Origin of the sequence: Acidithiobacillus sulfurivorans (genome assembly GCF_018853815.1) — a bacterium.
In the GTDB taxonomy this organism is placed as follows: Bacteria; Pseudomonadota; Gammaproteobacteria; order Acidithiobacillales; family Acidithiobacillaceae; genus Acidithiobacillus; species Acidithiobacillus sulfurivorans.
This window is the reverse complement of the sequence record NZ_JAAOMP010000078.1, coordinates 1-8,614: the sequence shown is the minus strand read 5'-3', so window position 1 is coordinate 8,614 and position 8,614 is coordinate 1. Positions and strand designations below refer to the sequence as shown.

The 8,614-nt window shown below is 52.9% G+C and carries 11 protein-coding genes; 2 read left to right on the top strand and 9 right to left on the bottom strand.

What is annotated here, in order from left to right:
* The 7 genes from HAP95_RS07380 to HAP95_RS07350 form a co-directional block, all read right to left on the bottom strand.
* The coding region (locus tag HAP95_RS07380) for a HipA domain-containing protein (protein ID WP_215883638.1) at positions 1 to 1,211 on the bottom strand (1,211 nt) is incomplete at its 3' end.
* A gap of 197 nt (positions 1,212 to 1,408) precedes the next feature.
* Entirely contained in the window at positions 1,409 to 1,837 is a 429-nt protein-coding gene (locus HAP95_RS07375) for a type II toxin-antitoxin system VapC family toxin (RefSeq protein ID WP_215883637.1), read from the bottom strand.
* The gene (locus tag HAP95_RS07370) at positions 1,834 to 2,088 is read right to left on the bottom strand and encodes a type II toxin-antitoxin system Phd/YefM family antitoxin (protein WP_215883636.1); all 255 of its coding nucleotides are present in this window, start codon (positions 2,086 to 2,088) and stop codon (positions 1,834 to 1,836) included. Before HAP95_RS07370 ends, HAP95_RS07375 begins: the two co-directional genes overlap by 4 nt.
* A gap of 266 nt (positions 2,089 to 2,354) precedes the next feature.
* Entirely contained in the window at positions 2,355 to 2,558 is a 204-nt protein-coding gene (locus tag HAP95_RS07365; RefSeq protein WP_215883635.1) for a DUF2283 domain-containing protein, read from the bottom strand.
* 262 nt (positions 2,559 to 2,820) lie between these two features.
* Complete coding sequence (dinB, locus tag HAP95_RS07360) at positions 2,821 to 3,936, bottom strand: DNA polymerase IV (RefSeq protein ID WP_215883634.1); 1,116 nt, start codon at positions 3,934 to 3,936, stop codon at positions 2,821 to 2,823.
* A 285-nt stretch (positions 3,937 to 4,221) separates the two neighbouring features.
* Positions 4,222 to 4,440 carry a hypothetical protein gene (locus tag HAP95_RS07355; RefSeq protein ID WP_215883633.1) on the bottom strand — a complete coding sequence of 73 codons (219 nt, stop codon included), beginning with the start codon at positions 4,438 to 4,440 and terminating at the stop codon, positions 4,222 to 4,224.
* Positions 4,441 to 4,470: 30 nt separating this feature from the next.
* Positions 4,471 to 5,079, bottom strand: coding sequence for an NADPH-dependent FMN reductase (locus HAP95_RS07350; RefSeq protein ID WP_215883632.1), 609 nt, complete (start codon positions 5,077 to 5,079; stop codon positions 4,471 to 4,473).
* A gap of 218 nt (positions 5,080 to 5,297) precedes the next feature.
* Here HAP95_RS07350 and HAP95_RS07345 point away from each other — a divergent pair, with 218 nt between their 5' ends.
* The gene (locus HAP95_RS07345; RefSeq protein ID WP_215883631.1) at positions 5,298 to 5,789 is read left to right on the top strand and encodes a MarR family winged helix-turn-helix transcriptional regulator; all 492 of its coding nucleotides are present in this window, start codon (positions 5,298 to 5,300) and stop codon (positions 5,787 to 5,789) included.
* 218 nt (positions 5,790 to 6,007) lie between these two features.
* Here HAP95_RS07345 and HAP95_RS07340 read toward each other — a convergent pair whose 3' ends face one another.
* Positions 6,008 to 6,895, bottom strand: a complete 888-nt coding sequence (locus HAP95_RS07340; protein ID WP_215883630.1) for an SDR family oxidoreductase — start codon at positions 6,893 to 6,895, stop codon at positions 6,008 to 6,010.
* Positions 6,896 to 6,995: 100 nt separating this feature from the next.
* Between HAP95_RS07340 and HAP95_RS07335 the strand changes: the two genes are divergently transcribed.
* Positions 6,996 to 7,829, top strand: coding sequence for a helix-turn-helix transcriptional regulator (locus HAP95_RS07335; RefSeq protein WP_215883629.1), 834 nt, complete (start codon positions 6,996 to 6,998; stop codon positions 7,827 to 7,829).
* Between the two features lie 268 nt (positions 7,830 to 8,097).
* On the opposite strand, the gene HAP95_RS07330 is transcribed toward HAP95_RS07335, so the two are convergent.
* The coding region (locus HAP95_RS07330) for a nucleotidyl transferase AbiEii/AbiGii toxin family protein (protein WP_215883628.1) at positions 8,098 to 8,614 on the bottom strand (517 nt) is incomplete at its 5' end.

The following is an 8,614-nucleotide window of genomic DNA, read 5'->3' as shown; positions in this document are numbered from 1 at the left end:
GTCATGACAAACTTCGCGGGACCAGCATGTTGCTCTGGCGTAAATGAGAGGTTTCCGGGATGGCGGTCCGTGTTGTCAATAAAATGCCCATACGCATCCAGCAAGCCAATCTGTTCCATGGTATCCGCATCAATACGTCCATTTCTGCACAATGCTTCCGCAGCGATTATCCATCCTGGCAAATCGCCCGCATCTTCAATAATAATGGACCGCAAGGAAAAGGTTGGTACACGACCGTATTGTCCGATTCTGTCGAATCGGGTGCTTTCCAAAAACCAACGGCCATCCAACCCTTGAACGATGTCCGTCACTGCCGCTGATACCCCATGCCTAGTCAACACAGAAAGCGCATGAAACTCAGCGAGAAGCAAGTCACGCCATCGTCGAGCCGCCAAGCTTTCGTCCTGCTCTGGTGGGGAAAATTTAACAATAACCTGCCGTACAACCGCGTCGTCGGCATTGACCACAGAGGCCGTAAATTTGGGTTGCTCGCCGCCTGCACTGGAATGCGGTATCCATTGCCCTGACACGAGAGCATGGACACGCCGCGCATAAACTGCTGGACGATCACTCGTGTGAACAATCTGCGTGGATTTTTCCTGCCGTTGAGACAGAAATCGCTCAGCCGACAGCCGACCTATCAGAAAACTTTCTGGCAGATCATCGCCTGCGCGAGAAATCACTCTCAGAACCTGGTCGTCACCCCAATGTTGAATATGCTCCGGAAGCCCTGATATCGCCATCGCATCATCGGGCTGACCGAACAATCGTTGCGCCAACACACGACCAAGATACCCCTGTGGACGAATGTCCTGCAGGAACCAGGGGATGCCTTCATAATGCGTCCGTATCCAGCCATTCGGGAAGCGCCATACCATGGAGGATGCCTCGTCGGCGCTTGGCTCAAAGCAATACTCGTCTGCCTCCAGAACGGTCAATGTGCCGGTAGACTGTAACACGCCCTGCCGGTCCACCTGATACACAGGGATCACCCATGGCTGGTCCGCAGCGTCTTCCGCCGCTTTCGCCCAGGCATAGCGCGTGGACCGTGCGGCACCGATCCTGCGCAGGAACCCTGGATTCGCGCTTCGGCAATTCTCCATCATGCGGGATAGCGTGGCGCGCGACACGTTCAACCGTTCACAAAGGGTTTGCCCCGTTTGTGAGCCAGCTCGCAACAAGCGAGCCAGGCGATCTGTTGGTACGTCCATATTCCCCTACGACCAATGAAAAGATACTTAATTCTTATAATTTATAACAATTCTTTTATTGTCAATAAATTATTACATTTTTATGCTGGGTAATGAAAAGATAATTTTGTGTCTAGTTGTCTTGAGATTTGAGTACTGAGATAAGCGCGGTTATTCTTGGGCGCAGAGTTCGTGTGTCACAAAACATTTGCTTCTCGTCACTGCGACCCCTCCCACGGATTGATGAGGGGCACTCCCGTAGACTTGAAATCCGCGACATTACGCGTGACCACCGTCATACCATGCACCAGGGCGGTTGCCGCGATGAGTGCATCGCGCTCGCCGCGCTTGTCGGGCACAAGCAGCCTGGCGCAGCGTTGTGCCACAGCGGTATCGACTGGCAACGTGCGTCTGGAGAACTCAGGCAATACGTGCTGCTCCAGCCACGCGCGCAACAGGGCCCCCTGGGTGGCGTCCTTTCGCTCAATCGACTGAACACCAAGCTCCAGTTCCATGATGGTGACGGCCGACACAAAGAGGTCGGTGGCATCCACACTTTCCGCCCATGCCGTCACGTTCATATCGGCCTTGCCAAGCCGCACCTTGCGCAGTTCAGACACCACGTTGGTATCGAGAACCAACATCATGAAAAATCAGTCGGACGCGTTTCAATAGCCACACGCGGCGGCTCAAACTCGATGTCGGCAATACCCGGCATAGCCAGCGCATCGGCAATGTTGCGGCGCTGCCTGGTGAGCCGCTGATAGTCCTCAAAGCTCATCAGCACATGGGCCGGGCGGCCTCGATCGGTGATGAATACCGGCCCGTTGTTGGCGGACCGTTTGGCCTCGCTCGCCCTTTGGTTGAACTCGCGGCTGGATAAGGTGGTAATAGTCATGATGGCACCCCCGTATGCTGGATTAACGTAGAAACGTTACTACACTGATCCAGCAGGTGCAAGCGTTTCAGCGTCGGCAAACAGTCAGCAAAGAGGACAAATTCCGCGATTCTGGCGCAGAAAACCCCTGCCGGAAAAACTGGGATTCCGCCACCCGATACCCCCAGCAACGTTCGGGTTACGCTTTAAGTGTTAGTGACGGGTTGGCAAAATATTTACTGGCGGACGGGCGACTTCGACGGCGTTGAGCGGTTCTCGCCGCCGCGCTATCCATCTGCGCCATAGGCGTATTCAATGGTTTGCAGGGCAGCCCCCCCTTGGGATGCCTTCAGTATTTCGATACCTACTACATTTCCGTGATCATCATAATCCAGAATGACGCCGGGGCTTGCCTCGTCACTTTCCATGACAGGATGCTCACTCAGTCTCATGGTCAAGGTGTCGGTGTCCGGGTCGTAGCGTACTTTCATGAGCCCCTCCAATACTTCTCTATCTTGCTGGTACGGTAGACGGTAATGATCCGCATAGGTTGGTCTTGGTGTGCCACGATGGCCCTGAGCAGCATGGGTCCTTCGGGAAAATTTATCACCGACTGATAAGCCACCAATTCCTCTTTCTCCGGTACAATCTCTCCGGGTGCCTGCAAGACCACATCCAAAATGGATTCAGGAATTCCCCGAATAGCCATTCCTTCTTTACCATCTTAAATAACTGTCCGGAAATTGGGGTCCACTATTCTTCCAGTAAATCCATCTGGCCAGTATGTTTGTCAGAATCCTCTGGACGGAGCATGCCACTCACGGATACTCCCAGCAATCGGATAGATGGCTGTGATTCAACGGGAAGTGCCTTGTCCAACAAATCAGGCAGACAGGCGATAAGGTCTTCTGTGCGCCAAACAGACTGCGCATGGGTATAGGCTCTTGTGATTGTTTCAAAATCAGAAAAGCGCACCTTGATGCTGATAGTGCGTCCCGCCAGCCCCACGGTTTTAAGGCGGGCGGAAACCTGGCTCGCCATTTCCTGCAGATGGGTCAGCATGACCTGGGGGTCGTTTATATTTTGCGGGAAGGTCCGCTCCGCCCCCACGGACTTTCGCTGACGACTGGGTTGAACGGGACGTTTGTCTATGCCTCGGGCAATCTCGTAAAACCAAAGGCCGGTTTTTCCAAATTGTGCGATCAATGTTTCCCGTGCGGCATTTCGGAGATCCAGAACGGTATGGATACCCAGTGTGGACAACTTTTTCACAGTGGCCGGTCCTACACCGTGGAGCTTGCCAACAGGGAGGGGAGATAGAAAGTCCAGGCCCTTTTCGGGCGGGATCACAAAAAGCCCATTGGGCTTGCGCCAATCGGAAGCGAGTTTGGCCAGCAACTTGTTGTAAGATACCCCGGCTGAGGCGGTCAGACCGGTTTCCTGTTGGATGCACGAACGAATCTCCCGGGCAATCTGTACCGCCAGGACCCCATCGGCAGTGGCCGCTGTCACATCCAGAAAAGCTTCATCCAGTGACAGGGGCTCCACAAGGGGAGTGTATCTCTGCAGGATATTCATGACCTGACGGGAGGCTTTCCGATATGCCTCCATGCGGGGGCGGAGAAAAATCGCTTGCGGGCAGAGCGACCGGGCACGGGCGGCTGTCATGGCGGAATGAATGCCGAACCGACGGGCTTCATAGCTGCAGGTGGCCACGACACCTCGACCAGCCGGGTCGCCACCGACGATGACGGGTTGCCCTTGGAGTTCGGGATGGTCCCTTTGCTCCACGGCGGCGAAAAACGCGTCCATGTCCACATGAATGATCTTGCGAAATTTGGCGATCGGTTCTGTCAGCAGGTTCGGCAATGAACAGTCTCCTCAGTGGCTGGGATTCTATCAGAAATCAAGCACGGAGGAGGTTGAGGTTCGAGTGTGTGGCGAGACACAGCGCAAAATGGGGTTTCATATCTGAGAGAAAATGAGCTTGCGTAACCTAATTCACCAAGCTCGCTCAATTCAATCGCGGAAATTGGATTTAAGCTGTGCTGTAACGGACTTAAACAATATCAAGCAGAACGACCACCTGATACTTCTCCTGCCGTGCCATCAGCGCCCAGATCACATAAACTGTCTTATAGAAAACCAGACACATCAACTGCATGGTCGAGACAAAAGCGCGAGGATCTGCGTAGTCATTTCATTTTCGTTCAAGCGCAAGATTTGTTCAGCAACGCTGGGATTTTCCCAAGCGATTTCTACTCCTTTCTGTAAAGCAACCAAAATCATAGGTAGTGCCGTAAAGTCCCCATTTTTGTCATTTTCGCGGATAATATCCATACCAACACAAACTGGCTCCCATATGTCTTTCATAAAACTCCCACATTGATTATCAATAAATCATTATTCCTGTGCCAGGGCATGCGCATGAAAGTGCTCACTATTCATTAAATCCAGTAATCCTTGCTGCAAAATCTGTTTTTCCTGAACAGCAAAGTCTCTTTCAGGTACCAGATCATTTGCGCCTGCCTCAATGAACGTCTGTGCTAACGTCAAGCCAGGCATGGTATGGAGCGGATGCATTTTCATCCCCGTCAAAACCTGATTCAGTTGGGCCGCGCACTTTCCACCCCCATGTCCACCATAGGACACGATCAACGCAGGTTTTCCTACCCATTCTTGATATAAATGATCCAGGGCATTTTTGAGCGCAGCCGGATAACCCCAGTTATATTGAGGCGTAACAAAAATAAATGCGTCAGCACTTACGATTTTGTCACTCCAGTTTCGGGTTGACGGATTTTGATAGTTTCCCTTCACGGGGAGGAATGCTTCATCATCCATACGCATAGGGTAATCCAGAAGATCAACCACCTCGAAGCGAGTGGAAACCAGGCTTTCTCCCAACTGCTTAATCCAATCAGCAATTACCGGACAGATTCGTACGGGCCGCACACTGCCCATGATGATCTGAATATTCGCAAACGGCAATTTTGTATTGATAAAACTCAAGACACACCTCCAGGAATCAATGACCAGGACAGGGTTCCAAATGAAAGTTGACAATGTCAACAATGATCGATTTTGTTGATAAAGTCAACCATAAGCCTGATCTGCAGTGTTCTTTGGCCGCCGACGATATTGTGTTGCTGCACGCTTACAGGCATTCTTGAGCGAAAAGGCTAAGAATCCAGCTTCCATCATCAAGGTATTACGTTGATAATGCTTCTATGAGTCCAAAAAAAACAATGGAAACAGTCCACCAGCAAAGTAGCTTTGAGGCTGAGGACATAGTGGAAGCACTTCACGCTGTTATGCATAGTTATCGCGCTTGCCTTTTTCGGGCAATGCGTGACAACCCTCATGGCATTACGCCTATGGATGCCAAAGTACTAAATCATGTTGCACGTCACCCTGGTTCCACCCAACGCGATCTGGTGATGCACTCGGGAAAAGATAAAGGCCAATTGGCCCGCCTGATTACCGGCCTGAGAAAACGCAACCTTATAAAAGTGCAGGTTGATGACCAGGATCGGCGCAGCCTGAAGCTCTACCTAACATCTGCTGGTGAAAGCATACAGGCAGACATCCTTGAGCAACGCCAGGAAATCAATGGGGAAATCAGGCACAAGCTGAACACTGCAGAGCGCCAGACCTTGATGGACCTTGTTGAGAAACTCCGCTTGGGAATAGATTCCGTCAACCGTAAAATCAGCGACTGATTTTTTGCTCCCCAGCCATTAATGGCATTATTTATAAATCAGCTTTATTCATTAGCCGCCTGACGCCTATTCCTGCTTAAAACTGACCAATCGGAAGTGCTGATTGAGTAAGCATTAAATTAAAACCACCGGCTTCAGCCGGCGGCGTATTCACAAGCGTGTCGTACTGAATTGCTTGCAGTAATTTCTAAGCCGCGATTGCATGGCCCAGAAGATTCCTAGACGTAACGCGCTTCATCGAGATCGGCGATTAGCGTCGGTCCCGTTGGGTGCCAGCCCAGCCTCGCCTGCGTGCGGATACTTGAAGCCGGCATATCCATTGCGGCGAACATCGCCATCCAGCCGAAATATGCTGCAGCTTGCTCCGGGGCGATCGGAACGACCGGCAGATGCAGGCCGCGACCGAGCGCCTCGGCAATTTCCCGTGAACTGATGCCTTCCTCGCCAACCGCGTGATAACGCGCGCCACGCTGATTTGCCTCCACGGCGAGTCGGTACAAGCACACAGCGTCTGAAAGATGACAAGCCGACATGCGGTTAAGTCCTTCACCCAGATAGGCCACGAAGCCCTTTTCGCGAGCGAAGCCAATAAGTGGCGTGACGAGTCCCTGTCTGAAATGATTGTGAATCTGCGATAGCCGTACCACAGATACGTTGATACCCGCCTCTAGCAGGGCATTGCCGGACAGTTCGGATGCGATGCGTGGATTGGGATGACTGGCATCGAAAACGTCTTCGATTGCCAGTTGACCATGCTGACCGCCGCCCATTCCGGTTCCCGAAGTAATGACCAGAGGCCGATCGGAACCCGCGAGCGTGGACCCGAGGGTAGCGATGGCCCGCTTGTCCTTCTCGCAGTTCTCGACGAATCTTGAAAAGTCATGATCGAAGGCTGCGTGGATCACGGCGTCCGCATTCTCGGCGCCTTTGCGTAAGCTCTCGGCGTCTTCCAGCGTGCCGCGATGCACCTCGGCGCCTGCGACAGTAAGAGCTTGTGCCCCCAGGTCAGAACGGGCCATACCAACTACCTGGTGACCCGCTGCAATGAGTTCAGGAACGAGAGCGGAACCGATGAAGCCGGTAGCGCCCGTAAGAAAAATGCGCATGATGATGTCTCCTTGCTCGTAAAGAATCTGCACTATACGGTCATCATTTATCCGGTTATAGTAGTTATTTTATCCTATTAAAACAGTTAACAGGTTCCTTATGTCTCTCAACGCAGGCAGTTCACTTGGGGAATTCCTAAAAAGCCGTCGGACACGCTTAGATCCTGCAAGTTTCGGATTTTTGGGACGTAGACGAACGCCAGGGTTGCGCCGCGAAGAAGTGGCCCAGCGTGCGTACATCAGCACAGCTTGGTACACATGGCTCGAACAAGGGCGCGGCGGTGCACCATCGGCAAATGTGCTGGACAGGATTGCCAGTGCCTTGTTGCTGACAGATGCCGAGCGTGAGCATTTATTCATGCTCGGGCTCGGTCGACCGCCTGAAATCCGTTACAAACTTGTTCTCAGCGTTAACCCCAGGCTGCAGAGATTGATCGATTTGCTTGAAACCAGCCCTGCGATCGTCAGGACCGCCACGTGGGACATCGTCGCATGGAACCGTGCCGCCACGGTCGTGCTGACTGACTACGGTGCGCTGCCGGTAGGTCAGCGTAATATTCTACATTTCCTGTTCCGTGATCCCGCTGCCCGCGCAAAGCAGCATGATTGGGAGGCTGTCGCGCGCTTCGTGGTGGCCGGGTTCAGAGCGGACGTTGCACGTGCTGGTCTGGCCTCTGAGGTCAGCGAACTCGTCAAAGAGCTCAGTAGTGTCAGCCCGGAATTCGAAGCTCTGTGGCGGGACAACGAGATACTCAGCCATGGAGACGAAAACAACGTCAAACGCCTGCTGCATCCCGAGCTTGGTTCCATCGAGCTCGAATATTCGGCGTTTTCGGTCGATGGTCGGCCGGACCTGAGCATGATCGTGTACAACCCGCTCGACAGCGAGATAGCCATGCGCATCAAAATGCTTACAGCTAATGCTGGGAAGTGACTGAGATAACGTCCTTGATTGTTAATCAGTGTCATTCGTTTGCCATTTGTCAGCATCAGGTATTTACCACCCCATATCGCGGAATATGAATCATTAGTCCTTTTAAATATTGGGTGAATTAGCGAAACACTGAGGCTCTCAATGGCGAACCATCCAAACGCTGATTTCTGCTGAAAACTGGCTAATCACCAGCGCTGTTTGACAGCCGACAGTGCTGGTGCTAATCATGGTTATCTTATCCGTGCTTTCTATGGGCGCAAACCGCCGATCAGTGTTCCGCCTTCGGCAAGTCGGCGGCTCGCACTGCTCGCAGCACTTCCCGAAAAACGTCATCGAACGGTGGAAGATTGCTCATCTGATGCGAGAGTCGAGCATCCCAGAGTCGGCGCAGACGATCTTCCTTGGCGGCGATTGCCTGCTCCATTCCTGCAACGATGCGCTGCCGCAATGCCAACTTGGTATCGAGTTCGGCACGCATCTCCGCAACGCGCAAGTTGGTGGAGCCGAAAAGATACCAGAGGTCATACAAGTCACGCGGCTCGTTGCGCGCCCGATCGCTCAAGGCCAGCAGTTTTTCAACCACGATCTCCTCGATGGCGTAGACCTTCACGGTCGGCCCTTCGGGCAAGTCGTCAAAGCTGTCGTAGGTGCGATGAATCGAGCGATCTTGCAGCGGGAAGCACAGGACTTCGTTGATCGTGATATCAACCTTCACGTCGTTCGCGGCGGGTAGCGGCCCCTGGTAGCGCAGATAAAACGTGTGACTGTTCTGGTGGCCGTGGCGG